We start from the raw sequence: 26404 nt of genomic DNA on the forward strand, positions 1-26404 counted from the left end.
CAACACCAGCCGATCCTCGGGGGTTTGCAGCGATGCGCAGTTTCGACAGACACCGTTCCGCGGCGGCCCTGGCCGCCCTCGCACTGGCCGGGGCGCTCGCGCTCACCGGCTGCGGCGCGAGCGGCCAGGGCTCCGCGACCGACAAGGCGGCGGTGGCTCCCGCCGCCGACGGCAAGGCCCCGGAGGGCGCCGCGGCGGCCCCGGCGCCGGCCGGGTCCGCGGGTGCCGCGGGCTCCTCGGCCTCCTCCGCGAGCAAGAACGCCGCGCCGCCGGCCGTGGTCCGCCCGAACGTGATCCGGACGGCGACGCTCGGCATCGAGACGGCGGACGTCCAAAAGACGCTCGCCGCGGCCCGCACGGCCGCCGATGGAGCGGGCGGCTACGTCGGCAACGAGTCCACCAAGCGCGGCGGGGACGGTCGGATGACCTCGACGCTGACGCTGCGGGTGCCGGGCGAGCGCTACGACGCCGTGCTCGGCGAGATGGAGGGCAGCGGGAAGCTCCTGCACCGCAAGGTCGAGGCGCAGGACGTCACGGAGAAGGTCGCCGACATCGGCAGCCGGGTCGCCTCGCAGCAGGCCAGCGTGGCGCGGGTGCGGGAAATGATGGGCAAGGCCTCGGCGCTGAGCGAGGTGGTGATGCTGGAGAGCGAGCTGTCGCGCCGCCAGTCCGACCTGGAGTCGCTGCTGGCGCAGCAGACGGCGTTGAAGGACCAGACTTCGCTGGGCACGATCACGCTGGAGGTCTCGGAGCCGGCCGTGAAGCCGGCGGCCGAGAAGAAGGAGAAGAAGGAGCCCACCTTCCTGGGGGCCCTGGGCGGGGGCTGGGACGTCTTCACCAAGGTCGTGCGCTACCTGACGGTGGCGGTGGGCGCGGTGCTGCCGTTCGCGCTGACGGCCGCGGTGGTGCTGCTGCTGGTCCGGCTGTACCGGCGGTGGCGGCCGGCGCCGGCGAAGACGGCCCCGGTGCCGTGGCGGGCGACGGTGCCGGCGGCCCGGACGGCTCCGGACGCCGAGGCCGACGTGCAGGACTGAACGCGCGTTCGGCCGTAGCGTGTTCACCATCCGATGGTGGTGAAGGGGCGGTACGGACGATGGCGACGGAACGACTGGTGGTGGTGGGCGGTGACGCGGCGGGGATGTCCGCCGCGTCACAGGCCCGCAGGCTGAGGGCCGCGGCGGAACTGGAGATCGTCGCCTTCGAGCGCGGGCACTTCACCTCCTACTCGGCGTGCGGGATCCCGTACTGGGTCGGCGGTCAGGTCGCCGAGCGCGACGACCTGATCGCCCGTACCCCGGAGGAGCACCGGGCCCGGGACATCGATCTGCGCATGCGTACGGAGGTCGTGGAGCTCGACCTCGCCGGCTCCCGGGTCCGGTCCCGCGATCTGGACACCGGATCCGAATCTTGGACGGACTACGACAAGCTGGTCCTGGCGACGGGCGCCCGCCCCGTCCGCCCCCGGCTCCCCGGCATCGGCGCGCACGGGGTCCACGGGATCCAGAGCCTGGACGACGGCCAGCGCCTGATGGACACCCTGCGGCGCACCGAGGGCCGCCGGGCGGTCGTGGTGGGCGCGGGCTACATCGGCGTGGAGATGGCGGAGGCCCTGGTGGCGCGGGGGTACGAGGTCACCGTCCTGCACCGGGGCGAGCAGCCGATGGCCACGCTGGACCCGGACATGGGCGGCCTGGTGCACGGCGCGATGAACCGGATGGGGATCCGTACGGTCTCCCGCGCCGAGGTGACCAAGATCCTCACCGATGAGGAGGGCAGGGTCCGGGCGGTGGCCACCTCGGCGGGCGAGGAGTACGGGGCGGACGTGGTCGTGCTCGGCATCGGCGTGGAACCGCGCACCGCGCTCGCCCGGGCGGCCGACCTCCCGCTCGGTCCCTCGGGCGGCATCCTCACGGACCTCTCGATGCGGGTCCGGGGCCACGAGAACATCTGGTCGGGCGGCGACTGCGTGGAGGTCCTGGACCTGGTCGCGGGCCGCACCCGGCACATCCCGCTGGGCACGCACGCCAACAAGCACGGCCAGGTCATCGGCGCGGGCGTGGGCGGTGGCTACGCCACCTTCCCCGGGGTGGTGGGCACGGCGGTCAGCAAGGTCTGCGACCTGGAGATCGCCCGCACGGGGCTGCGCGAGCGGGACGCGCTGGAGGCCGGCCTGCGGTTCGTGACGGCCACCATCACCTCCACCAACACGGCGGGCTACTACCCGGGCGCGGCGGAGATGACGGTGAAGATGCTGGCGGAGCGCCGTACGGGCCGGCTCCTGGGGGTCCAGATCGTCGGCGGCGCGGGCGCGGCGAAGCGGGTGGACATCGCGGCGGTCGCCCTCACGGCGGGCATGACGGTGGACCAGATGGTCTCCCTGGACCTGGGCTACGCCCCGCCGTTCTCCCCGGTCTGGGACCCGGTCCTGGTGGCGGCCCGCAAGGCGGTCGCCGCGGTCCGCTCGGCGGGGGTGTAGCCCTGCGGGCCGCTTTCCCCAGCGGACGGCCCGCAGGGGTCGCTACCGCTGCGTGCGGGTATGGACGTAGTCCACCAGGCGGGTCAGCGCGTCCGGGTCGGTCGTCGGGAGGACGCCGTGGCCCAGGTTGAAGACGTGGCCCTCCAGGCCGGCGGCGGCCGCGAGGACCTCGTCCGTCTTGGCCTCGACCGCCTCCGGGGTGGAGAAGAGCACGGCCGGGTCCAGGTTGCCCTGGAGCGCCTTGCCGGGGCCGACCCGGCGCACGGCCTCGTCCAGCGAGACGCGGTAGTCGACGCCCATGACGTCCGCGCCGGCCTCGCCCATCAGGCCGAGGAGCTCGCCGGTGCCCACGCCGAAGTGGATTCGCGGGACTCCGTAGGAGGCGACGGACTCCAGGACCTTCGCGGACGCGGGCATCACCGAGCGGCGGTAGTCCGCCGGGGCGAGGGCGCCCACCCAGGAGTCGAAGAGCTGGATCGCGGAGGCGCCGGCCTCGATCTGAACCTTCAGGAAGGCGGAGGTGATCTCCGCGAGGCGGTCCAGGAGGTCGGCCCACAGCTGGGGGTCCCCGTACATGAGGGCCTTGGTGTGCTCGTGGTTCTTCGAGGGACCGCCCTCGACCAGGTAGCTCGCGAGGGTGAAAGGCGCGCCCGCGAATCCGATCAACGGCGTGGAGCCCAGTTCACCCGTGAGCATGCCGATCGCCTCGGTGACGTACGAGACGTCCTCCGGGGTGAGGTCGCGCAGCTGTGCGAGGTCCTCGCGGCGGCGGATGGGCTGGGCGACGACCGGGCCGATGCCCGGCTTGATGTCCAGGTCGACGCCGATGGCCTTCAGCGGGACCACGATGTCGGAGAAGAAGATCGCCGCGTCCACCTTGTGGCGGCGCACCGGCTGCAGCGTGATCTCGGTGACCAGGTCGGGCCGCATGCAGGACTCCAGCATCTGCGTGCCCTCGCGCAGCTTGCGGTACTCCGGGAGCGAGCGCCCTGCCTGCCGCATGAACCACACCGGCGTGTGCGGCACCGGCTCCCGCCGGCACGCCTTCATGAAGGCGGAATCGTACGTCTGGCTCGGCTGGCCCGTGGGGCGGGTATTGGCGCTCACGACCCAAATCTTCGCACGTACGAAGAAGTGTCCGACCCGGCGAGGGTGTCCCTGCGCCGCACGGGCGCTCGTTCCGCCTAGTCTTCCCCGCATGGCTGCGGCTCAGGGACGATTTTCAGATGGCGCCGAGGGTACGGACAGCGCGAAGGAGAGCTCCGTCCCGCTCCCGTTCCGGCGGGCGGTCGACGGCTTGAAGAAGGCCCGACTGCGTCCGGGGATCGAGATCGATCCCACGAAACCACCCCAGAGACTGGCGCCGCACGTCTACGCGCTGGAGGCCGCGGTGGTGGACGGCGAGGACGATCTGGCCGACGGCCGGCTCATCCTGCTCCACGATCCGTCCGGGCACGACGCCTGGCAGGGCACCTTCCGGTTGGTGACGCTGGTGCGCGCGGAGCTGGAACCGGAGATGGCCGCCGACCCGCTGCTGCCCGAGGTGTGCTGGTCCTGGCTGACGGGGGCGCTGGAGGCGCGCGGGCTGGCGTACGGGGAGGCGAGCGGCACGGTGACCATGGCGGGCTCGCACTACTTCGGCGGGCTCGCGGAGCGGCGGCCCGCCACGCAGATCGAGATCAGGGCCTCGTGGACCCCGCGCGAGGGTGTGGGCGGGGTGCCGGACACCTCGGCGCACCTGTCGGCGTGGTGCGAACTGCTGTGCCAGATCGCCGGACTGCCGCCGGTGGGTCCGACGGACACGGCGACGGGCGTGGTCTCCCTGCCACAGCGTCGCGGTCCGCACCACCCGTAGCCGCAGGGCCGGACGGCCGCCGGAATCGACGTCCGGCGCAGAACGACTGATCGAAGAACTGGGCGGGCTGTCGAAAGACGGCGTCCCTTGCGGGCTTCTGATCAACCGATGATCGATCGTGCGTCCGAATTGCCCGAATTGTTACTCACCAAATCGTGATCATTCCCTAAAGCCGGGCGGGTGACGTGCCGAAGGAGTGGGTGACCATCCGCACGGTTCGCACCGGCTTCCTTCCCCGAGCCGGCCGTCCCGCCACTCCCCCAGGAGGCCTAGGTGTCCGTTCTTCTCGAGCAGCCCGCAAGCCTGGTCGCCTACCGCCCGAACAAGCCGACGGCCATGGTCGTCGTGGCCGACCCGCGCGTCCGTTCCACCGTGACCCGCCATCTGTGGGCCCTCGGAGTACGTGACGTGATCGAGGCGTCGTCCATCGCGGAGGCCCGCCCCCGCGTCGGCAGCCCGCGCGACATCTGCGTGGCCGACGTACACCTGCCCGACGGCTCCGGTCTCACCCTGCTCTCCGAGACCCGGGCCGCCGGCTGGCCCAACGGCCTGGCCCTGTCCGCCGCCGACGACATCGGCGCCGTGCGCAACGCCCTCGCGGGCGGCGTCAAGGGCTACGTCGTCACCGGTACGCGGACCAACATCGGGCTCCCCACCCGGCCCGGCGCCGCCCCCATCGGCGCTGCCGCCGCCCGCATGCACCGCCGCCCCCCGGGTGCCCCGAGCCACCCGGGCGGCTACCGAGAGCTCTCCGGCCGCGAGGTCGAGGTCCTGCGCCTCGTCGCGGAGGGCCAGTCCAACAAGGCCATCGGCGTCTCGATGGGCCTGTCCGCCCTGACCGTCAAGTCCCACCTCGCCCGGATCGCCCGCAAGCTGGGCACCGGTGACCGCGCCGGAATGGTCGCCGTGGCGCTGCGCACCGGGATCATCCACTGACCGCGGGCCGCAGCCCCCGGATATCCACCTCGGGAACCGCTGCCGGGAAACCTGCCGGAATACCCCCGGAATACCCCGGGAAAACTCCCCGCATACCGCTCGCGCCCGTCGACGGAACGTTCCGGCGACGGGCGCGTCGTATACACGGATACCCTTGACCGGTGACCGACGCCCAAGATCCCGCAGCAGACCTGCGCACCACCACCGGGGGCGGCCCCCCGGACGACGTCGTTGTTCCGCCCGGTGGGCTGCCGACTCCCTTGTTGGAGCCCCGCGAGGGGATTCCTCCGGTGGTCGCCGACGCGGACGCCCTCGCCGAAGTGGTCGCGGCCTTCGCCGCGGGCACCGGGCCCGTCGCCGTCGACGCCGAACGGGCCTCCGGGTACCGCTACGGCCAGCGCGCCTATCTGGTGCAGCTGCGCCGTGAGGGTGCGGGGTCCGCGCTAATCGACCCGGTGGGCTGCCCCGACCTGTCCGCACTGGGCGAGGCCCTGTCCGGCACCGAATGGATCCTGCACGCCGCCACCCAGGACCTGCCGTGCCTGCGGGAAATAGGCATGGTGCCCACCTCCTTGTTCGACACCGAGCTGGCCGGCCGCCTCGCCGGCTTCCCCCGGGTCGGACTCGGCGCGATGGTCGAGAGCGTGCTCGGCTACGCACTGGAGAAGGGCCACTCCGCCGTCGACTGGTCCACCCGCCCGCTCCCCGAGCCGTGGCTGCGCTACGCCGCGCTGGACGTGGAGCTGCTGGTGGACCTGCGGGACGCACTGGAAAAGGAACTGGACCGGCAGGGCAAGCTCGAATGGGCCCACCAGGAATTCGACGCCATCGCCTCCGCCCCGCCCGCCCCGCCGCGCAAGGACCCGTGGCGCCGTACGTCGGGCATGCACAAGGTGCGCCGGCGCCGGCAGATGGCGGTCGTACGGGAGCTGTGGGAGTCCCGGGACCGGATCGCTCAGCGGCGTGACGTGTCGCCGGGCAAGGTGCTGGGCGACGCCGCGATCGTCGAGGCCGCCCTCGCCCTGCCGACCAACGTGCACACCCTCTCCGCGCTGCCCGGTTACGGGCAGCGGATGGGCCGGCGCCAGCTGGACCAGTGGATGGCCGCCGTGGACCGGGCGAAGGCCCTGCCCGAGAACGAGCTGCCGCAGCCCGGGGCGACCCCGGCCGGTCCCCCGCCGCCGCGCTCCTGGGTCGACAAGGACCCGGCGGCCGCGGCCCGGCTCTCGGCGGCCCGTACCGCCGTCTCGGCGCTGGCGGAGTCGCTCAACCTGCCCCAGGAGAACCTGATCACCCCGGACACGGTCCGTCGGCTGTGCTGGGAGCCGCCGCAGCGGCTGCACGCGGACGCGGTGGCGGAAGCCCTGGCGGGCTACGGCGCCCGGCCCTGGCAGGTCCAACTGGTGACCCCGGTGCTGGTCACGGCACTGGCCGCGACCGCCTGAACCGGCGGACCGGGATCCGGTCCCACCCGTAGGAGCCCCCGGCCCGGTGCCGGGGGCTCTCGCCGTTCGCCGACCGCCGCCGGGAGGGCGCGCGCCTAAATGGTGTCCGCGTAGGCGCCGTCCTCGTCCACGGAGAAGCTGCCCTTCTCCAGGTCGTCGACCTTCCCGTGCCCCAGCCACTGCGTGGACAGCCGGTGCAGGACCTTGGACTGGCGCTCCCAGACCATGGAGTGGCCGGCGCAGGACACCCGGAACATCAGTTTGCGCACGCCCGGGACCGCGTCGTAGAAGGCCGGGACCGAGAACGTGGGTGAATTCGCCGTCGCGTCGTGCTCGCCGTAGACGATCATCACCGGAACCTTGTCGCCGAGCACGCCGCCGAGCGGGACGGTGTCCTGGTTCCAGCCCCACCAGTAGGAGTTGCGGAACCGCAGCACGCCCTCGGGTGCCCCGGCCGTCGGGCCGCCCCAGGCCTTGCCGACGGGGTCGACGGCCATGAGCTCCTTCCACACCGCGTCGACCATGCCCGCCGCCCGCTGCTTGGGGGAGCGCACCTCCTTGTCCCAGGCGCTTTCCAGACCCGTCCGGCTCGACAGGTTCATCGGGAAGCCGAACAGGGAGGCCGGGGCGGACACGGGGAAGGACGCGACCGGTGCCCCGAAGCTCTTCGGCGGCACGCTGGCCCGGCCGGCGGGCGGGTAGATCGGCGCGAGGAGGAGCAGGCTCTCGACCTTCCCCGGGTGCTGGATCGCGTACGGCCCGAACACGAAGGCGGCGGCGGACTGGCCGACGAGGGCCACCTTGGTGACGCCCTTCTTCGCCTTGATGTACTCGACGACCGCGTCGACCTCGCCCCACTCGCTCTCCGAGTTGCCGAGCTCGTGCGGGTAGGGCGGGGTGCAGGTGTACGTCAGGGGGTTCGGGTCGAGGATCTCCTGGTGCTGCGGGTTGGCGTTGCAGGGCTTGTCCATCTCCGGACGCGGCGACAGGCCGGAGCCCGTGAGCTCCATGAGGAACACGTCGAACCCGGCCTTGGCCAGGTGCTGCGCCCAGCTGTACTTGCCGCCGTCGTGCTGGAGGTCGAAGGCCACGACCGAGGGAACGCTCCGGCCGTGCAGCATCAGGACGACCTTGCGCTGCGCGTTGGGGCCGGGTGGGGTGCCGTCGTACTCCCGCACGTACAGGTGGACGTTCTGTCCCGCGTTGGCGGGGACCGTCGAGACGTGCGGGACCTTGTGGTCCGTGGGCGTGGTGGTGGCCATTGCTCGCATCCTCCGTCGACCGGGCCGGAGGGGACGCTCCGGCCCGGTCAGGATCGGGACTGGCCGGGGGCGGCGCCACGATCACGGCCGGGGGCCGGGTGCGCGTGACCTGAACGGGTTGGCCGGAGGGGTCCGATCGGTGGGGGCGCGGGGCCGTGGCGCCACGGCCCGAGTGTGACCTTCGCCGCTCCTCCGGGAGGGGGTGTGCACATTGGTTACCCGCAAGTAGCATGGTCGGGTGAGCGGGCGCTCAGCTACCTGTGCCGAATGCGCCCCCGCGCAGCAGTGCCACCCCGCACCTGGAGGAGAGCCAACGTGCCTCGTACCGTCAGGGACGTCGTCTTCGTCGACGGCGTCCGCACCCCGTTCGGCAAGGCGGGCCCGAAGGGCATCTACCACGAGACCCGCGCCGACGACCTCGTCGTGAAGGCGATCCGGGAGCTGCTGCGCCGCAACCCGGACCTGGACCCCAAGAAGATCGACGAGGTCGCCATCGCCGCGACCACCCAGATCGGTGACCAGGGCCTGACGCTGGGCCGCACGGCCGGCATCCTCGCGGGCCTGCCGCAGTCCGTCCCGGGCTACTCCATCGACCGCATGTGCGCCGGCGCGCTGACCGCCGTGACCGCCGTCGCGGGCGGCGTGGCCTTCGGTGCGTACGACGTCGCCCTCGCAGGCGGTGTCGAGCACATGGGCCGCCACCCCATGGGCGAGGGCGTGGACCCGAACCCGCGCTTCGTCTCCGAGAAGCTGGTCGACGAGTCCGCCCTGTTCATGGGCATGACCGCCGAGAACCTGCACGACCGGTACCCGACGATCACCAAGCTCCGCGCCGACGAGTACGCCGTGCGCTCGCAGGAGAAGGCCGCCAAGGCGTACGCCGACGGCAAGATCCAGCAGGACCTGGTCCCGATCTCGGTGCGCAACACCAACGAGGCGGCCGGTGAGACGGGCTGGGGCCTGGTCACCACCGACGAGCCGATGCGCCCGGGCACCACGCTGGAGAACCTGGCCGGCCTGAAGACCCCGTTCCGTACGCACGGCCGGGTCACCGCGGGCAACGCCGCCGGTCTCAACGACGGTGCCACCGCCGCGATCATCGCGTCCGAGGACTTCGCCCGGGAGAACAACCTCCCGGTCAAGATGCGCCTCGTCTCGTACTCCTTCGCGGGTGTCGAGCCGGAGGTCATGGGCTACGGCCCGATCCCGGCCACCGAGAAGGCCCTGGCCCAGGCCGGCCTGACGATCGAGGACATCGGTCTCTTCGAGGTCAACGAGGCCTTCGCGGTCCAGGTCCTCGCGTTCCTGGAGCACTACGGCATCGCCGACGACGACGCCCGCGTGAACCAGTACGGCGGCGCCATCGCCTTCGGTCACCCGCTCGCCTCCTCGGGCGTGCGCCTGATGACGCAGCTGGCCCGTCAGTTCGAGGAGCAGCCGCACGTCCGCTACGGCCTGACCACCATGTGCGTGGGCTTCGGCATGGGCGCCACGGTCATCTGGGAGAACCCGAACTTCAACGCCGAGGGAGACTCCAAGTGAGCACCACCGCTGAGCTCCTGAAGGGCGCGGCCGAGCTGTTCCCGGACGAGGTCGTCACGTCCGCGCACGTCCGCCACCTGGACCTGCCGTTCGGCGCCGGGCGCTTCGCGCTCATCACGCTGGACAACGGCTTCGACCACACCAAGCCGACCACCTTCGGCCCGCAGTCGCTCGCCAACCTGAACGCGGCGATCGACCAGGTCGAGCAGGAGGCCATCGCCGGCTCCATCGTCGGCGCGGGCATCACCGGCAAGCCGTTCATCTTCGCGGTCGGCGCCGACCTCAAGGGCGTCGAGCTGCTGAAGAAGCACGACGAGGCGCTCGCCATCGGCAAGGGCGGCCACGACGTCTTCAAGCGCCTCGCGGCGCTGGCGGTCCCGACCTTCGCGTACTACAACGGCGCGGCCATGGGCGGCGGCGTCGAGGTCGGTCTGCACTGCTCCTACCGCACCGTCTCGAAGGCCATCCCGGCCTTCTCGCTGCCCGAGGTCTTCCTCGGCCTGGTTCCCGGCTGGGGCGGCTGCGCCATCCTGCCGAACCTGATCGGCGCCGAGCGCGCGGTCTCGGTGATCATCGAGAACTCGCTCAACCAGAACAAGCAGCTGCGCGGCAAGCAGGTCTTCGACCTGGGCATCGCCGACGCGCTGTTCGAGGGCGCGGACTTCCTGGAGCAGTCGCTCCTGTGGACCGCGAACGTCCTGAACGGCACCACCGAGGTCGTCCGCGCGGAGATCGACCGCGGCGAGGCCTGGGACGCGGCCGTCGCCAAGGGCCGCGCCATCGCGGACTCCAAGGTGCACGGCGCCGCTCCGGCCGCCTACCGCGCGCTGGAGATCATCGCCGCGGCCAAGTCCGGTGACCTCCAGGCCGGCTTCGACGCCGAGGACGCGGCGCTGGCCGACCTCATCATGGGCGGCGAGCTGCGCTCGGGCATCTACGCCTTCAACCTGGTGCAGAAGCGCGCCAAGCGCCCGGCCGGTGCCCCGGACAAGTCCCTGGCCCGTCCGGTCACCAAGGTCGGCGTCGTCGGCGCGGGCCTGATGGCCTCGCAGCTGGCGCTGCTCTTCCTGCGCCGCCTGGAGGTGCCGGTGGTCCTCACCGACATCGACCAGGAGCGCGTGGACAAGGGCGTGGGCTACGTCCACGCCGAGATCCAGAAGCTGCTCGGCAAGGGCCGCATCAACCAGGACAAGGCCAACCGCCTGACCGCCCTGGTGACCGGCGTCCTGGACAAGGCCGAGGGCTTCGCGGACGCGGACTTCATCATCGAGGCCGTGTTCGAGGAGATGTCCGTCAAGCAGAAGGTGTTCGCGGAGGTCGAGGCGGTCGCCCCGGCGCACGCGATCCTCGCCACCAACACCTCCTCGCTGTCGGTCTCCGAGATGGCCTCCAAGCTCCAGCACCCGGAGCGCGTGGTCGGCTTCCACTTCTTCAACCCGGTCGCGATCCTCCCGCTGCTGGAGATCGTCCGCGGTGAGCAGACCGACGACGCCTCGCTGGCCACGGCCTTCGGCGTCGCCAAGAAGCTGAAGAAGACCGCGGTCCTCACCAAGGACGCCCCGGCGTTCGTCGTGAACCGCATCCTGACCCGCTTCATGGGCGAGATCCAGAACGTCATCGACGAGGGCACCCCGGTCGTCACGGCGGAGAAGGCCATCGAGCCGCTCGGCCTGCCGATGTCCCCGCTGGTGCTGCTGGAGCTCGTGGGCCCGGCGATCGGTCTGCACGTCTCCGAGACCCTGAACCGCGCCTTCCCGGAGCGCTTCACCGTCTCCCCGAACCTGGCGGCCGTCGTCAAGGCCGGCAAGCGCGGCTTCTACGTCTACGACTCCGGCAAGCCGGAGCTGGACCCCGAGGTCGCCGCCCTCCTGGTGCAGGGCGACTCGGTCCTGACCGAGGAGCAGGTCCGCGACCGCGTCCTGGACGCGGTGGCGCAGGAGATCGGCCTGATGCTGGAGGAGGGTGTCGTGGCCGAGGCCCAGGACATCGACCTCTGCCTCATCACGGGCGCCGGCTGGCCCTTCCACCTGGGCGGCATCACGCCGTACCTGGACCGCGAAGGCGTCTCGGAGCGCGTGAACGGCAAGAAGTTCCTCGCCCCCGGCCTGGCGAGCATCCCGGTCTGAGGCAGTACGCAGCACCGCGGAACCGGCGGCGCCCGTCCTCGTACGTGAGGGCGGGCGCCGCCGCCGTTTCCGCGTTCCGGTTTCCCGGCCCCGCTGTTCGAACACCGCGTGCGACCTCGGATAATCAAGGGATGTACCCGCGAAACAGCAGTCCACGGCCTTCCCCCCGGGTCCCCCGGATCCCGACGGCGGTCGTCGTGACGGTGCTGAGCGCGGTCGTCGCCCTGCTGCTGGGGGTCGCGGTGTACGCCATGACCCGCGCGGACCCGGCGCCGAAGCCGGCCCCCGCCCCGGAGACCGGGCCCGGCCACCTCAACGTGCTGGACTGGAACATCTGCGGGGAGGCTGGCGGGCTGCGCGGTCAGCGCGGCTTCTGCCCCAACCGCAACCGGCCCGACCTGACGGTGGCCGAGATCGTCGAGATGGTCGCCGAGCGCAATTCCGACGTCGTCACCCTGCAGGAGGTCTGCGGCGGGGCGGCGGGGAGCCATCTGGCGCTGCTGGAACGGGAGCTGGGCGACGGCTGGAGCTTCGTCCGGGCACGCGGCACGCGGCCCGACGGCGCCGCGGAGTGCCGGGGCTCACTCAAGGGGGAGCTGGGGGTGGCCATCGCGGTCCGCGGGAAGATCACGGCGTCCTCGGACAGCAACACGCTCTCGGACCAGCCCCCGCAGAGCGGTGAGCGCGTGTCGCCGCTGCTGTGCGTGGACGTGGAGGGCTGGTCCCACCGGGTGTGCACCGCGCACCTGGTGCCCTCGAGTGACAAGCGGGGCGCCGAGCAGGCCGCGCGCATCGCCCTGCGGATGGCGACGGACGGGAAGCCGTACATCCTGACGGGCGACTTCAACCGGAACTCGAAGTCCGCCGAGCTCGCGCCGCTCACGTCCGCGCTGTCGGAGTGCCGGCAGCTGACCCGTGAGCAGGAGACCACGCACCACGCGTGGGACATCAAGGCCCAGAAGCACGTGTACCGCAATCTCGACCACATCTTCGCGAGCCCGGAAGCCGGCGGTGCCCGGGCGGGATTCTCCTCGTGCGGGGTGGACCGTACGCGGATGGACACGACGCCGAACGAGGAGGACACGCCGCCCAACGGCAAGTCCGACCACGCCCCCGTCTACGCGACGGTCAGGATCACCAAGTGAGGACACGCGCCGCCGTCGGCCCCTGAGAGCCGGCGGCGTCCGCTCACCAGCGGCCGGCGAAGGGCATGTGGTCGCACTTGTCGTCGCACGGCACGCGGGACATCGTCGACTCCCGGATCCAGTTCCCCTCGGGGACGCCGTGCACGCGCAGGGTGTACGGGGCGGGCTTGGAGTGGATCGCGCTGAAGATCGCGACGAACTCCAGGGAGTAGCTGCCCGGCCGCCAGTCGTGCTGGTGGGTCACCTTCCAGGTGCCGTCCTTCTGCACCGGGGCGGCGGCGATCAGCCGGTCCCCCTCCATGATCATCACCTGGGAGACCCCCGGCACGGCCGTACCGGAGAACCGGGGTCGCGGACCGCTGATGTTGCCCTCACGGGGACCGAGGACGATGGGCGGCGGGACGCTGTCCCACACCGCGAAGGGGAGCGTGGCGACCGCCGACAGGCCCTGGTCGGTGATGCCGACGGCCTGGATGACCCGCTCGCCCGCCACCCACTTGACCGCACGGCGCCAGGTCCACTTGCCCTCGGCGTTGACCCGTGTCCCGCCGATGTACACGCCCTGCTCGAAGAAGAGGAGGTACGAGGTACCGGGCGCGGCCGTGCCCCAGAACTTCTGCATCGCGCTCACGGCCTGGCCGGGCCTGGGTCCGGCGAAGACGGGCTCGGCGACGACGCCGCCCGGGCTCTGCAGGGCACGCTCGGGCGACTCGACCGTGAACTCGGTCAGCAGCGGCGGATATCCCGGGGCGACGGCGACCGCCTCCGTGTTGACCATCCCGTACGGGAGGCCCGCCGCCTGGTGCAGGCCGATCGCCACGAGCCGGGCGACCTCGCGGGCACCGGCCTCGTTGAAGTGGGACGCGTCGATCAGGCCGTCGGGGTGGTTCGGGTGCTCGCCCGCGTCGACCCAGCGGTAGTACTGCCGGGCCCGCTGCGGGCCGAGTTCGTGCAACATCCGCGCGGTCATCAGGTTCAGGTCGACCAGGGGCGTGCCGGTCTCCGCCGCCACTTCCCGCACCACCTGGGGGTAGCCGTCGCGGGTGTCGGCTACCGTGCCGTCGGGTTCGAAGACACAGCGCACGGCGGGCGTCAGGAGGACGGGCACGGCGCCTTCGGTGCGGATGGCCGCCAGGTAGAGGTGGAGGAACTCCCGCAGCTCGCGGTGGCTGTGGTAGAGGCCGGGCTTGTCGATGCGCTGCTCGACGCCGCCGAAGTCGACCGCGACCACGTCACCGGGGGTGAGCTGGTTGAGCAGCGTCAGGAAGCGCTCGGTGTAGTAGGAGCGAGCCGTCATCGCATCGCGCGCGTAGTTCTTCACCTCGAAGTACGGCGTGAGGTACTCGCCGAGGAACTGGCCCCAGCCGGCGAACGGCGCTTCCTTGGGCGTCCTCGACGCCGCGACGGAATTCCCGATGATGCAAAGCTTGGTCACGACTTCTCCTCTTTCACGCTCATGTCTCCACGCCTTCCGCTGTGCCCTACAGCGGCCACTCGGGCATCCGTCCGGCGTGGTAGCGCTGGTTCCTCGGCGCCCCGTACTCGAACTGGCTCGCCACCGGGAAGTAGCTCGGGAGGAAGGCGGCCAGGATCGCGTCCTGCTCCTCCTCCGGTACGTCGCCGTCGTGGTAGTCGTTCAGACAGAAGACGTCGTGCGGGCGGGCCGTCATCAGGCGGGTGAGCCGGGTGCGGTGCTCGGTCAGGCCGACGTTGACGAATCCGCACGCGATGCGGCCCGGAATGCTCCGGCTCGTCTGGTAGGCGAAGTAGTGGTGCAGCGACGACGCGACGGACACGTCGCTGTGGGAGCGCAGCCGGCTGGCGGCGGTCTGGGCCATGACCTCGGGGTAGGTCTGGTGCAGGTCGGCCATGACGCTGCGGCGCATCGGGTACGGCGCGTGCAGGAAGCCGTGCGTCAGGGCCTGGCCGAAGGATCCGGCGATCAGTGCGCGGTTGTTCTTGGCCGCGCTGATGTTGAAGTCGTCGTCCTGGCGGGTGGGGAGCATCGGGATGGCGGTCGGCGACAGGAAGTGCTTCGCCTGCCCGTTGCCCTCGAAGAAGAGGTTGGGCAGCACGGTGCGGCCCATGAAGAAGTCGTCGTTGAAGTAGAGGAAGTGCTCGGCGAGGCCCTCGATGTTGTGGAGCTGGCTCTCGATGGCGTGCGAGTTGAAGGTCGGCAGCGCGCCGCGGTTGCCGAAGATCTCCGTGTGGTCGACGACGCGCACCCGGTGGTGGTTGGTGTCGAGCCAGGCCGGCACCTGCCGGTCGGTGACGATGTAGATGTTCCGGATCCACGGCGCGTACATGTCGATCGAGCGCAGCGAGTAGCGCAGCTCGTCGCGGCTGCGGAAGCGCGCGGCGCTGGCGGCGGCGTCGACCGTCTCCAGGCCGAGCCCGGACAGCACCTGGTTCTTGCGCTCCAGCCAGTTGACGTCCGAGCCGTCGACCCACGTGTAGACGGCGTCGATGGGGAAGTTGACGTCGGCGTGCAGGGGCTGCGCGAAGGGCGCGATGGTCGGGTAGGTGCGTCCGGCGAGGACCGTGGGGACCCGGCTCATGGAGTACTGGGAGATCCGGTCGCCGATGAGGGTGCGGGCGGGGGTCCGCACGAACTCCTCTTCCTCGGGGTCGGTCTCCCAGAAGGAGATGGTGCAGCCGTACACGGCGCCCATGCGCAGGGTGCGCGAGGTGGTGACGACGCTCTGGTAGACGCGGACACCGGTGCACGGCAGCGCCAGGTGGTCTTCGCACAGTCCGGCGAGGACGGTGGTGATGGCGTCCTGGCGCTCGTTGAGGAACGCCGCGTAGACGGCTTCCTGCCCGTACGCCGCGGCCAGCGCCTTCAGCACGCCCTCGCGGTAGGAGGCGTGGACGGCGATGGTCTTGCGCACCATCGTGTCGCGGGTGAGGAGGTACGGGACCCCGGCCGCCTCCAGGGCGTCGGCGGCCAGCGCCAGGTTCGCCTGCACGACGTCGAACGGGGACTCGGAGTCGGTGACCCGGCAGAGCTGACCGCCGTCGCGGACGAGCTCGCGCCGGCGCTTGGCGACCTGCTGCTCCAGCTGGCGCTGGTTGCCCGAGCGCGACTGGCTGGCCGGGGCGGGGGCGGCGGCGGTCGCCGCGCCGGTGAGTCCGCTGTGGACGGCGTGCAGGGCGAGGCGGTCGGCCTTGACGGCGTCGCGGCGGCCGCTCTCGCGGTGGCCCGCCAGTTCCTTGAAGAGCTTCTCCCACTGCGACGTGATCTGCGGCGGGTCGAACCGGTGGATCGTGTGCGCGGCCTCGGCGCCCATCCGGTGGCGCAGCTGCTGGTCCTCGATGAGGCGGTTGAGCTGCAGGGCGAGGGCCTCGACGTCACCGTGCGGGACGAGGATGCCCGAGCGGCCGTCCAGGATGATCTCGCTGGGCCCGTTGGGGCAGTCGTAGGAGAGCACGGGCACGCCCGCGGCCTGCGCCTCCATGAGGACGAGCGGGAAGGCCTCGTTGCGGGAGGTCATCAGCGCGATGCTGGCCTTGGCCCACTCCTCGGCGAGGTGCGGGGTGTTGCCGTTGAGCTGGATGCTGTCGTGCAGGCCGAGCTGGTTGATCTGGCGGCGCAGCACTCCGGAGAGCGGGCCGTCGCCGAAGACGCGCAGGATCCAGTCGGGGTGGCGGGGGGCGATCTGCGCCCAGGCGTTGATCGCGTGGTCGAGCTGCTTCTCGCCGACGAGCCGCCCGGCGGTGACGACGGTTCGGGTCTCCAGGGTGGAGCGCGGCCGGAACCCGGTGGGCAGGGCGTTGGGGATGACCTCGATCCGCGGCGCGCTGGCTCCGAGGGTCTCGGCGAACCAGTCACGGGTGCGGCCGCTGAGCACGGCCAGGGCGTCGAGCCGCGCCGAGTACTTCAGCAGCGGCTCGCCGCTGGTGCCGCGCAGCTCGGAGACGCGGTGCTCCTGGTGCACGGTGATGACCCGGCTGGGGGCGAGCTGGACCGCCAGCGCCATCAGGGCCGGAGTGGTCGTGATGAGGATGTCGGTGTCGGTGTGCTGGAGCGCGAGTTCGAGCTCGATGTCCGACAGCCGGTTGAACGCGGCCTCCCAGGCCCGGTCGACCAGGCTGCTGGACTGCTTGGAGAGGACGGCGTACGCGTCGTCGCCCAGCTCGACCCCGCGTACCGGGCGGGGTACGGGACCGGTCTGGTCGATGAGGTAGTCGACCCGGACCCGCTCGTCGAGCGGGAAGAACAGCTCGGGCTGGCTGCGGAAGATGCTGAGGACCCGTACGTCGTGGCGCGACGCCAGCTCGGCGGCCTGGTTGAAGACAGCTCGTTCGGTGCCTCCCACGGCGTCGGCAGTGGTCAGCAGAAAAGTGATCTTCATCAGGCTCTCCGCCCGGCTTCGGGCATACGGCTGCAGGTGACCCGGAGGTTGCCCGCGGGGGTGTAACGGGGATGGACGATCATGGGCGCGAGGCCGCGCGGGGCGACGACGGCCTTGTTGATGGTGAACACGCGCATCGGGTTGCGGACGTCGTGCAGCCGGCGGCCGATGCGCAGGGTGCGCGACCCCTTCGAGGCGACGGCCACGTCCCAGTGGTCCGTGGCACGCGCGGGCGGCATCTCCTCCAGCGGTACGACGACCCGCCAGGCCCCGCCGGGCAGTGCCTCCAGCGGTCGCTGGATGCGGCGGCGGGAGGCGGTGAACTCGGCCCAGGGGTCCTCGAGCCGCGCGCCGAGCATCCGGAAGTCGAGGACCATCGAGGAGTGCGAGAGGTCGATGCGCATGACCTCGGCCAGCGGCTTGGGGTTCGAGGTGACCACCGTCAGGCTGCCGGCGACGGTACGGCCGAGGCGGTGGCGCAGGCCGTCGACGGGCGAGGCGTTCATCGGCTTGGTCGGTCCGGCGTAGGGCACGGGCGGCTCGACCAGCAGCAGCTTGTACTTGCGGGTCTTGCGGCCGTCCTGGACGAGCAGCGTGGTCTTCCAGCGGCCGCTGGTGACGGGCAGGCCGCCGGGGCCGGCCCCGAGGAGCACGGCGGCGTCCATCAGAAGCCGGTCCTCGCGGTCCTCGTAGAGCCGCACCGTCGTCCGGTAGGTGCGCCGGCCGTGCTTCAGCTCCAGCTCGGCGGATTCGCCGAGCGGGGCCGAGTCGGGCAGCTCGGCGTGCAGGTTCATGGTGTGCCCGTCGAGGACCTGCGCGTACTGCAGCACGGCGGCCCGGCCGATGCGCCGGGGCAGGAACACGTGCACCATCAGCCAGGAGCGGATGACGACGAGGCGCGGGGCCAGGGCGGCCACGAACGTCTCGCGCGAACGCAGTAGCCTCTTGAGGAAATTCTTCATCGGTAGTGCGTGCTTCCCAGCTCGGCGGTGCGCCGGGTGGGGGTCCCCACGGCGTCCGGCAGCTCGTAGGGGCTCGGTACGGGGAAATACGAGTCGAGGAACCGCTCGACCATGCGCGCCTGGGCGTCCTTGTCCTTGGGCGCAACGGTGTCGTTGATGCAGAAGGTGTCGAAGTCCCGGCGGGCCACGAGCCGGTCGAGGCGCTGCTGCGCCCCGTTGTGGCCGATGTCGATGTACACGTACCGCAGGTCGCCGATCGTGGCGCGGGCCGAGTGGTATGAGTAGTAGTGGTGCAGCGAGGAGGCGATCGGCACGTCGTGCGGGGAGCGGAAGCGCGAGTGCTGGGTGACCCAGTGGGAGCGCGCGTAGACGTGCTCGATCTCGGAGAGGACGCTGCGCCGCAGCGAGTGCGGGGTGTGCTTCATCTTCTGGGAGATGAAGGTGCCGAACTGCTTGGCGATCAGGCCGCGGCTGTTCTTGCCGGCCGCGTTGACGGGCAGGTCCTCGGGGCTGACTCCGCCCGGCGGGATCAGGGCCTTGGACATGAAGAACTTCGACAGCCCGTTGGAGTGGAAGAAGTGCCCCGGGCGCACCGGGCGGCCGAAGAACACGTCGTCGTTCAGATAGAGGAAGTGCTCCGAAAGGTCCGGTATGTGATGCAGCTGGCTCTCGATGGCGTGCGAGTTGAACGTCGGCAGCGCGGCCGGGTCGGAGAAGATCTCGCGGTGGTCGACGACCCGCAGACCGGGGTACTCGGTGTTGAGCCAGCCCGGCGCCTGGCCGGCGGTGACGAGGAAGATCTGGCGGATCCACGGCGCGTACTGGTGGATGGAGCGCAGCGAGTAGCGGAGCTCGTCGCGGCTGGTGAAGCGCGCATCGTTGGCCGCCTGCTCGTGCAGCGGGGCGGTCGTCCGTCCGGAGGTGATGCCGCGGCGGGCGGCGTCCTTGCCTGCGCGCCACACCGGGTCGGAGTCGTCCACCCAGGTGTAGACGACGTCGATCGGGAAGAGGTGGTCGGAGGGCAGCGGGGCGGTGAACTCGGCAAGGGTGCGTGCCTCGCCGCTCCAGTAGGGGGCGGGCACCGGGCTGAAGAGCTGCTGCGGCGCCCAGGTGCGGGGGCCGTCCGCCGGGACCTCGGTGACCACGCTGTTGGGCCGGGGCGCGACGAGACGGCCGTCGGACTCGTCCCAGAATTCCAGGTCGACGCCGGAGTCCTGGCCGAAGACCAGGTTCCCCGTCGGGTCGCAGACGATCCAGAACAGCCGCAGGACGTCGCGCGAGCGGTTGCGGCGCCAGGTCTTGGCGGCGGAGCCCGGGCGGTGGTGACCGCCGGAGGCGTCGGCGACGTAGCCGGGGTTGATCCCGAAGGAGTACTCGAGGACGTCCTCGACCTCGTCGCGCTGGCTCGCGGGCACGGCGACGCAGGGATTGGGCTTGCCGGTGCCGCGGACGCAGAAGTGGTCGATGCCGGCTTCTTCGAGCACGCCGACGAGCAGGTGGAGGTTGCGGGCCTGCGCGGCCCATTCCGTGGCGCCGGCGACGACCATCGCGTGTACGTGCTTGCCCTGGACGCGGACGACGCGCAGGGAGGCGTCGTCGGCCTTGCCGGCACGGTCCGCACTGCCCCCCATGGCGCGCACGACGACGGCCGAGCGGGCCGAGTCGACGAGGGTCATGCTCTTCATCACGCCGGTGCGCATGGGCTTGGGTACCGAGCGCACGATGCGCCTGCGGGCCTGAACAGGAACCAGCGAGCGGTAGCCCGCCACGAGATTACTGGCCTCTGGGTTGCTCACCACGTATCCGCATCCGTCCACATCGCAAGTGGCCATATCCGACCGGTCGCTCCGGACTCGGTATGCCGCGCCGCGAACCTCCCCCGTTCCACGCCCCCCCGGACGCCTATCGGATCTTCACACTTGAGGCCACGCGTTGTCCATCTGCCGTCCGTCGCCCGGACACGTCAACAGGCCCACATTCGGGACATGTTCAAGCTTTCGCAAACACCTTGTGAACAAGCTCACAAGATCCTTTCGATGAGTTTCGGCCACCCGAAGCCCGATAGGTGGAGATTTTGCGGATTTACAACTGAATCGCAGGATTCATCACGAGGCCCGGCTCGTCGCTCTGCCGCACGATCCGCAGCCGGCCGGCCTGGTCCACCGTGCCGATCACGACGCGGCCGTAGCCGTCGAGCGCCAGTGCGGGCGGGCAGACCGTGGTCTCGCCGGTGGCAGACCACCACACGCCCGCGCCCTCGTTCTCCGAGCCGCAGGCGGCCAGCATGACCTGGCCGTCGTACCCCCAGTGGGCGAGCACCGTGCAGTCGTACCCGTCGAGGACGGCGCGTACGGCCGCGAGCCGCCCCTCCGCGGGGGCCCCGCCGAGGGGGATGATCCAGTCGCCGATGCGGTGGGCGAGGATGCCGCCGGTCTCGGCGTCGGTCCAGTAGTAGGTGACCCGGCCCGGCGAGGTCTCCAGCGCCACGGGGCTGCCCGCGGCGGGGGCGACGCGGATGTTCGGGCGGCGCTCGACGTCACCGTCCGGCACGGACTGCGTCCAGTGCATGGTGCGGCCGTTGTCCGCCGGGGCCAGCAGCTCGATGAGGCCCGTGGACGCGGTCACCGCGGCCAGGCCGTCGAGGCCCCGCTGGCCCTGGAGGTTCTTCCACGACTCCCAGGCCCCGCGACGGCCCTCCCGGCGCATCGACACTCCGCCGCCGGCGTGCCGGACGAACAGGTACACCGCCCCGGACGCCGAGACCGTGCCGGCCGGCGGGCCCGCCATCGCGGCGCGCGCCGGGTCCTTGGACGGGCTGCCGAGCGCACGCCAGTCGGTGAGCGGGCGGCCCGTCTGGAACTGGGTCGCCTGGACGAAGTCGACCACCGGCGTCCCGTCGGCGCCGTGCGCGGTACGGCGGCCCAGCAGGTGCAGGTAGCGGTCGGCGCCCTGGACCACCGTCACGTGGCTGAGCTCGGGAGTCTCCACGAAGTCGGGGCCGGTCCACTTCGGTCCGCCCGGAGCCTCTTCCGTCCACCGCAGCAGACCGCCGCGGGTACGGACGAAGGCCGTGAGCCGCCCGTCCTTGCCCAGGGCGAGCCAGCGCCCGTCGACGACGAATTCGCTCACCGTGCCGCGACCCTTCCCTAGACCTGCTTGACCGGCCCGGGGGGCCACCATCGAGGCGAATGATAGTGCGACAGGTGGACGTACGATTCAGGACATCAAGTCGCACACTCATCTCATTAACTGTCTATAATGCACGGCCAGCGCGGGCATCCCGGAGCGGCCTCTCCCGCGCCCGGACGTCGCGCCCGCCAACGCCCGTGCCGACCACCACCATTGAGGACTCACAGGATGAGCCAGGACGTCATGACACCGGGCCGCGAGACTCCCCGCGGCCCCTCCGAGGGGCGCGGGCGCAAGCGTGCCCGGACCCGCGGACAGCGCGTCAGGCGGGTCCTCCTGCTGACCCTCGCCGTCCTCGTCCTCGCGGTCGGCGGCACCGGCTGGTGGCTGTACAGCAGCCTCGACGGCAACATCTCCAGCGTCGACCTGGACAAGGCGATCGGTGACGACCGCCCGCAGAAGGTCGTCGCGAACGCCCAGAACATCCTGGTGCTCGGGTCCGACTCCCGGGCCGGGGCCAACGGCGACCTCGACCACGGCAACGTCAGCGGCGCCCGCTCGGACACCGCGATGCTGGTGCACATACCCGAGGGCCGGGCCAAGGCCACCGCGGTGAGCATCCCGCGCGACACCCTGATCACCCGGCCCGAGTGCAAGGACGGCGACGGCAAGACCGTGAAGTCCGCGAACCGGGTCATGTTCAACTCCGTCTACTCGCTCGCGGGCCCGGCCTGCGTGGTCAAGACCGTGGAGACGATGTCCGGGGTCCGCATCGACCACTTCGTTGAGGTGGACTTCGCCGGCTTCAAGGGTCTGGTCGACGCACTGGGCGGGGTCACCGTCACCCTCGACAAGCCGATGAGCGGCGCCAAGGGCGGCCTCAAGCTCGACGCCGGCGAGCACAAGCTCAACGGCACCGACTCCCTCAAGTTCGTCCGTACCCGCTACGGCTACGGCGACGGCAGCGACCTCGGGCGCATAGGCCTCCAGCAGCAGTTCATGATGGCGATGCTGTCCGAGATCAAGAAGCAGGACGCCTTCGGCAACCCGGCGCGGCTGTACAAGCTCGCCGACGCCGGGACCAAGTCGCTGACCACCGACTCCGAGCTCGCCTCGCTCACCGCGCTGTCCGACTTCGCGCGGAGCATGAAGGGCGTGGACCCGGAGACCATGGAGACGATCATGCTGCCGGTCGCCTACGACAAGGTGGACCCGAACCGCGTGATCACGGCGGAGCCGCAGGCGACCCAGCTGTGGGAAGCCCTCCGCAACGACCAGAAGATCCCGGCCTCGGCGAAGAAGTCCCCCGCCACGGGCTGACGGGCCACGCACACACGGAGCCGGCCGTACGGATGACCCGTACGGCCGGCTTCCGGCTTTCACGCCCTGGTACTTCGCGTCCTGGTGCTTCGCGTCCTAGAACTCCGCGTCCTGGCCGACCTTGTGCAGGCGGCTGTTGCGGTAGCCGTAGGCGAAGTAGACGATGACGCCGACGACCATCCAGATGCCGAAGCGGAGCCAGGTCTCGGCCGGCAGGTTGAGCATCAGCCAGAACGAGGCCGCGATCGACACGATCGGAATGAAGGGCACCCACGGGGTGCGGAAGGACCGGTGCAGGTCGGGGCGGGTCTTGCGCAGGACGATCACACCCAGCGCGACCACCACGAAGGCGAACAGGGTGCCGATGTTCACCAGTTCCGCGAGGGTCTCCAGGCTGGTGAAACCGGCGACGACCGCGATGATCCCACCGAGCAGCAGGGTCGCCCGGTAGGGGGTGCGGTACGTCGGGTGCGTCACGGAGAAGACGCGCGGCAGCAGTCCGTCACGGCTCATCGCGAAGAACACGCGGGTCTGACCGAGCAGCAGGATCATGCACACGGTGATCAGACCGACGGCCGCACCGAGGCTGATGGCGCCCGAGAAGAACGGCTGGTTCACCGATTTGAAGGCTTCGGCGAGCGGCGCGGTCGGGGACATCTCCGAGTACTTCTGCATGCCCGTGACCACCAGGGTCACGGCGACGTAGAGCACGGTGCAGATCAGCAGCGAACCTAGGATGCCGCGCGGCATGTCGCGCTGGGGGTTCTTGGTCTCCTCGGCCGCCGTCGCCACCACGTCGAAGCCGATGAAGGCGAAGAAGATGAGCGAGGCCGCCGTGAAGATGCCCATGACGCCGAAGTTCGTGGGCTCGTAGCCGAAGAGCAACTGGACCAGGGGCGAGTGCCAGCCGCTGACGCCCTCGGCCTGCGGCTGGGCCGGCGGGATGAACGGCGAGTAGTTGTCGGCCTTGATGAAGAACAGGCCCGCGACGATGACCAGCAGGACGACCGTCACCTTGATGGCGACGACGACCGCGGTGATGCGGGCCGAGAGCTTCGTCCCGACGACCAGGATCCACGTCAGCACGAGGACCAGCAGGAACGCCAGCAGGTCGAAGTGGCCGCCGGCATCGGGGCCGGACAGGGAGGTCGGCAGGGTCCAGCCGAGGTTGGTGTCCATGAGGTGGCGCACGTACCCGGACCAGCCGACCGCGACCACCGCCGTGCCGAGCGCGAACTCCAGCACCAGGTCCCAGCCGATGATCCAGGCGGGCAACTCACCGATCGAGGCGTACGAGAACGTGTACGCCGACCCGGCCACCGGGACGGTGGACGCGAACTCGGCGTAGCAGAGCGCCGCCAGGGCGCAGACGATGCCCGCGGCCACGAAGGCCAGGGCGGTGGCGGGACCGGCGTTGTTCCGGGCGGCAATGCCCGTGAGGACGAAGATGCCGGTGCCGATGATGACGCCCACACCGAAGACCGTGAGGTCCCAGGCGGAGAGCGACTTGCGGAGCGCGTGTTCCGGCTCCTCCGTGTCGCGGATGGACTGCTCCACCGTCTTGGTACGGAATGGGCTGTTCAGATCCTTGCTCACCGACGCCTCCGAGAGGTGACGACGCACGAACGGGCCGGGAGGCCCACTCTTCAAGAGTGATCTCCCGGCCCGTGACGTGCAACCGCGCGTCGATCTACGAACGGCGCGCGTGGCGAGATCCGGACTAGTCGACGGCGGCGGCCGGCTCGCTCTCGTAGCGGCCGTCCAGCTTCGCGACGAGGCCGGTGACCTGCCGGGCGATGTCCGGCGCGGTCAGGCCGATCTCGGCCATGATCTCCTTGCGCTGGGCGTGGTCGAGGAAGCGCTGCGGGATGCCGAAGTCGCGCAGCGGTACGTCGACGCCCGCGTCCCGCAGGGCCTGCGAGACGGCGGCGCCCACACCACCGGTACGGCCGTTGTCCTCGACGGTGACGACCACGCGGTGCCGGTCAGCGAGCGGGGCCAGGGCCTCGTCCACGGGCTTGACCCAGCGGGGGTCGACCACGGTCGTGGAGATGCCCTGCTTGTCCAGCAGATCGGCGATCTCCAGGCACATCGGGGCGAGCGCACCGACCGAGACGAGCAGTACGTCCGGCCGGGTGACCTCGGCGCCCGGGGCGCGCAGCACGTCCATGCCACCGATCTTGCCGACGGCCGGGACGGCCGGGCCGACGACGCCCTTGGAGAAGCGCACGACGGTCGGTGCGTCCTTGACCTCGACGGCCTCGCGGAGCTGCGCGCGCAGCTGCTCGGCGTCGCGCGGAGCGGCGAGCCGCAGGCCCGGGACGACCTGGAGGATGGACATGTCCCACATGCCGTTGTGGGAGGCGCCGTCGGTGCCGGTGATGCCGGCACGGTCCAGGACGAAGGTGACCCCGCACTTGTGCAGCGCGACGTCCATCAGGACCTGGTCGAAGGCGCGGTTGAGGAAGGTCGCGTACACCGCGAAGACCGGGTGGGCGCCGCCGGTGGCGAGGCCCGCCGCCGAGGTGGCGCCGTGCTGCTCGGCGATGCCGACGTCGTAGATGCGGTCCGGGAAGGCGTCCGCGAACTTCTTCAGGCCGACCGGCTGGAGCATGGCGGCGGTGATGCCGACGATGTCCTTGCGCTCCTGGCCGAGCTTGACCATCTCGTCGGCGAAGACGGAGGTCCAGCTGGCGGCGTCGGTGCTGACCGGCAGGCCGGTGTCCGGGTGGATCACGCCGACCGCGTGGAAGCGGTCCGCCTCGTGCTCCAGGGCCGGGGTGTAGCCGCGGCCCTTCTGGGTGAGGCAGTGCACGATGACCGGGCCGCTGAAGCGCTTGGCGCGCTGCAGGGCGGACTCCAGGGCCTCGATGTCGTGGCCGTCGATGGGCCCGATGTACTTGAGCCCGAGGTCCTCGAACATGCCCTGCGGGGCGATGAAGTCCTTGAGGCCCTTCTTGGCGCCGTGCAGGGTCTCGAAGAGCGGCTTCCCGACGACCGGGGTGCGCTCCAGGATCTCCTTGCCGCGGGCCAGGAAGCGCTCGTAGCCGTCCGTGGTGCGCAGGGTCGCCAGGTGGTTCGCGAGGCCGCCGATGGTGGGGCCGTACGAGCGCTCGTTGTCGTTGACGACGATGACCAGCGGGCGGTCCTTGGCGGCGGCGATGTTGTTCAGCGCCTCCCAGGCCATGCCGCCGGTCAGCGCGCCGTCGCCGATGACGGCGGCGACGTGGTGGTCCTCGCGGCCCAGCACCTCGTTGGCCTTGGCGAGGCCGTCGGCCCAGCCGAGCACGGTGGAGGCGTGCGAGTTCTCGATCACGTCGTGCTCGGACTCGGCGCGCGAGGGGTAGCCGGACAGGCCTCCCTTGGAGCGCAGGTTGCCGAAGTCCTGGCGGCCCGTGAGCAGCTTGTGGACGTAGGCCTGGTGGCCGGTGTCGAAGAGGACCTTGTCCTTGGGCGATTCGAAGACCCGGTGCAGGGCGATCGTCAGTTCGACCACGCCAAGGTTGGGGCCGAGGTGCCCGCCGGTCTTGGAGACGGCGTCGACGAGGAAGGACCTGATCTCTGCCGCGAGCTGGTCGAGCTCCTCCTGGCTGAGCCGGTCCAGATCGCGCGGTCCCTTGATGCGGGTCAGCAGCACCCGTGCCTCCTTGCAGTTGCTTGCTGGTCTGTCGAGTCTAATGTTCCGTCCCCGGCCGCGGTCATCGGGCCGTCCCGGGGGCGTCACACCTTTGTCATACATGTACGCACGGCCTGACGGCCACACATCACATACGGGCGTATACCCGTACATGAGTACCCCGTACATGCACGCACGGATGCCCGGCGCCACGAGAAGTGGCGCCGGGCACTGT

The 26404-nt window shown here is 70.9% G+C and carries 18 protein-coding genes; 9 read left to right on the forward strand and 9 right to left on the reverse strand.

Features of this window, described 5'->3' with window-relative positions:
• Positions 1 to 32: 32 nt before the first annotated feature.
• Positions 33 to 1034, forward strand: a complete 1002-nt coding sequence (locus ACIQK6_RS09855) for a DUF4349 domain-containing protein (protein ID WP_402694631.1) — start codon at positions 33 to 35, stop codon at positions 1032 to 1034.
• A 59-nt stretch (positions 1035 to 1093) separates the two neighbouring features.
• Entirely contained in the window at positions 1094 to 2476 is a 1383-nt protein-coding gene (locus ACIQK6_RS09860; RefSeq protein ID WP_329098257.1) for an FAD-dependent oxidoreductase, read from the forward strand.
• A 42-nt stretch (positions 2477 to 2518) separates the two neighbouring features.
• Here ACIQK6_RS09860 and hemE read toward each other — a convergent pair whose 3' ends face one another.
• Complete coding sequence (hemE, locus tag ACIQK6_RS09865; RefSeq protein ID WP_329098259.1) at positions 2519 to 3583, reverse strand: uroporphyrinogen decarboxylase; 1065 nt, start codon at positions 3581 to 3583, stop codon at positions 2519 to 2521.
• Positions 3584 to 3674: 91 nt separating this feature from the next.
• Between hemE and ACIQK6_RS09870 the strand changes: the two genes are divergently transcribed.
• The 3 genes from ACIQK6_RS09870 to ACIQK6_RS09880 all read left to right on the forward strand — a co-directional run bounded on the left by ACIQK6_RS09870 (position 3675) and on the right by ACIQK6_RS09880 (position 6712).
• Positions 3675 to 4331 carry a DUF3000 domain-containing protein gene (locus tag ACIQK6_RS09870; protein ID WP_329098261.1) on the forward strand — a complete coding sequence of 219 codons (657 nt, stop codon included), beginning with the start codon at positions 3675 to 3677 and terminating at the stop codon, positions 4329 to 4331.
• A gap of 273 nt (positions 4332 to 4604) precedes the next feature.
• Complete coding sequence (locus tag ACIQK6_RS09875) at positions 4605 to 5267, forward strand: response regulator transcription factor (RefSeq protein WP_007267191.1); 663 nt, start codon at positions 4605 to 4607, stop codon at positions 5265 to 5267.
• Positions 5268 to 5428: 161 nt separating this feature from the next.
• On the forward strand, positions 5429 to 6712 hold the full coding sequence (locus ACIQK6_RS09880; RefSeq protein WP_329098263.1) for a ribonuclease D: 1284 nt from the start codon (positions 5429 to 5431) through the stop codon (positions 6710 to 6712).
• Between the two features lie 95 nt (positions 6713 to 6807).
• Here the strand turns inward: ACIQK6_RS09880 and ACIQK6_RS09885 are convergent, their stop codons facing one another.
• Entirely contained in the window at positions 6808 to 7974 is a 1167-nt protein-coding gene (locus ACIQK6_RS09885; protein WP_402694632.1) for an alpha/beta fold hydrolase, read from the reverse strand.
• A gap of 315 nt (positions 7975 to 8289) precedes the next feature.
• On the opposite strand from ACIQK6_RS09885, the gene ACIQK6_RS09890 reads away from it, so the two are divergent.
• The 3 genes from ACIQK6_RS09890 (at position 8290) to ACIQK6_RS09900 (ending at position 12787) form a co-directional block, all read left to right on the forward strand.
• A complete protein-coding gene (locus tag ACIQK6_RS09890; protein ID WP_202199161.1) occupies positions 8290 to 9516 on the forward strand; it encodes an acetyl-CoA C-acyltransferase in 1227 nt (408 codons plus the stop codon).
• Positions 9513 to 11642: a 3-hydroxyacyl-CoA dehydrogenase NAD-binding domain-containing protein gene (locus ACIQK6_RS09895; protein ID WP_402694633.1), complete on the forward strand. Its 2130-nt coding sequence runs from the start codon at positions 9513 to 9515 to the stop codon at positions 11640 to 11642. Before ACIQK6_RS09890 ends, ACIQK6_RS09895 begins: the two co-directional genes overlap by 4 nt.
• Before the next feature lie 197 nt (positions 11643 to 11839).
• Positions 11840 to 12787, forward strand: coding sequence for an endonuclease/exonuclease/phosphatase family protein (locus tag ACIQK6_RS09900; RefSeq protein ID WP_402694634.1), 948 nt, complete (start codon positions 11840 to 11842; stop codon positions 12785 to 12787).
• 43 nt (positions 12788 to 12830) lie between these two features.
• Here the strand turns inward: ACIQK6_RS09900 and ACIQK6_RS09905 are convergent, their stop codons facing one another.
• The 5 genes from ACIQK6_RS09905 to ACIQK6_RS09925 all read right to left on the reverse strand — a co-directional run bounded on the left by ACIQK6_RS09905 (position 12831) and on the right by ACIQK6_RS09925 (position 21233).
• Positions 12831 to 14222 (reverse strand): GDSL-type esterase/lipase family protein, encoded by a 1392-nt coding sequence (locus tag ACIQK6_RS09905; RefSeq protein ID WP_329098274.1) that lies wholly within the window; start codon positions 14220 to 14222, stop codon positions 12831 to 12833.
• Positions 14223 to 14268: 46 nt separating this feature from the next.
• Positions 14269 to 17142, reverse strand: coding sequence for a stealth conserved region 3 domain-containing protein (locus ACIQK6_RS09910; protein ID WP_329098276.1), 2874 nt, complete (start codon positions 17140 to 17142; stop codon positions 14269 to 14271).
• Positions 17142 to 18104, reverse strand: a complete 963-nt coding sequence (locus ACIQK6_RS09915; RefSeq protein ID WP_329098278.1) for a hypothetical protein — start codon at positions 18102 to 18104, stop codon at positions 17142 to 17144. The genes ACIQK6_RS09910 and ACIQK6_RS09915 overlap by 1 nt, the downstream gene beginning before the upstream one ends.
• Positions 18101 to 19804: a stealth family protein gene (locus tag ACIQK6_RS09920; RefSeq protein ID WP_402694677.1), complete on the reverse strand. Its 1704-nt coding sequence runs from the start codon at positions 19802 to 19804 to the stop codon at positions 18101 to 18103. The genes ACIQK6_RS09915 and ACIQK6_RS09920 overlap by 4 nt, the downstream gene beginning before the upstream one ends.
• Positions 19805 to 20186: 382 nt before the next feature.
• Complete coding sequence (locus tag ACIQK6_RS09925; protein WP_329098279.1) at positions 20187 to 21233, reverse strand: hypothetical protein; 1047 nt, start codon at positions 21231 to 21233, stop codon at positions 20187 to 20189.
• A gap of 228 nt (positions 21234 to 21461) precedes the next feature.
• Here ACIQK6_RS09925 and ACIQK6_RS09930 point away from each other — a divergent pair, with 228 nt between their 5' ends.
• Positions 21462 to 22553, forward strand: a complete 1092-nt coding sequence (locus ACIQK6_RS09930; RefSeq protein ID WP_402694635.1) for an LCP family protein — start codon at positions 21462 to 21464, stop codon at positions 22551 to 22553.
• Positions 22554 to 22649: 96 nt separating this feature from the next.
• Here the strand turns inward: ACIQK6_RS09930 and ACIQK6_RS09935 are convergent, their stop codons facing one another.
• Positions 22650 to 24149 carry an amino acid permease gene (locus tag ACIQK6_RS09935; protein WP_329098280.1) on the reverse strand — a complete coding sequence of 500 codons (1500 nt, stop codon included), beginning with the start codon at positions 24147 to 24149 and terminating at the stop codon, positions 22650 to 22652.
• 124 nt (positions 24150 to 24273) lie between these two features.
• Positions 24274 to 26190: a 1-deoxy-D-xylulose-5-phosphate synthase gene (gene dxs / locus ACIQK6_RS09940; RefSeq protein ID WP_329098282.1), complete on the reverse strand. Its 1917-nt coding sequence runs from the start codon at positions 26188 to 26190 to the stop codon at positions 24274 to 24276.
• Positions 26191 to 26404: the final 214 nt, after the last annotated feature.

It is taken from the genome of Streptomyces sp. NPDC091682 (assembly GCF_044756625.1).
Taxonomy (GTDB): Bacteria; Actinomycetota; Actinomycetes; order Streptomycetales; family Streptomycetaceae; genus Streptomyces.

Excerpts from the sequence above, each read along its gene's own strand:
- ACIQK6_RS09855 (WP_402694631.1), top strand. The coding sequence starts at position 33 with ATGCGCAGTTTCGACAGACACCGTTCCGCGGCGGCCCTGGCCGCCCTC.
- ACIQK6_RS09860 (WP_329098257.1), top strand. The coding sequence starts at position 1,094 with ATGGCGACGGAACGACTGGTGGTGGTGGGCGGTGACGCGGCGGGGATG.
- ACIQK6_RS09870 (WP_329098261.1), top strand. The coding sequence starts at position 3,675 with ATGGCTGCGGCTCAGGGACGATTTTCAGATGGCGCCGAGGGTACGGAC.
- ACIQK6_RS09885 (WP_402694632.1), bottom strand. The coding sequence starts at position 7,974 with ATGGCCACCACCACGCCCACGGACCACAAGGTCCCGCACGTCTCGACG.
- ACIQK6_RS09910 (WP_329098276.1), bottom strand. The coding sequence starts at position 17,142 with ATGAAGATCACTTTTCTGCTGACCACTGCCGACGCCGTGGGAGGCACC.
- ACIQK6_RS09915 (WP_329098278.1), bottom strand. The coding sequence starts at position 18,104 with ATGAAGAATTTCCTCAAGAGGCTACTGCGTTCGCGCGAGACGTTCGTG.
- ACIQK6_RS09920 (WP_402694677.1), bottom strand. The coding sequence starts at position 19,804 with ATGCGCACCGGCGTGATGAAGAGCATGACCCTCGTCGACTCGGCCCGC.
- ACIQK6_RS09930 (WP_402694635.1), top strand. The coding sequence starts at position 21,462 with ATGAGCCAGGACGTCATGACACCGGGCCGCGAGACTCCCCGCGGCCCC.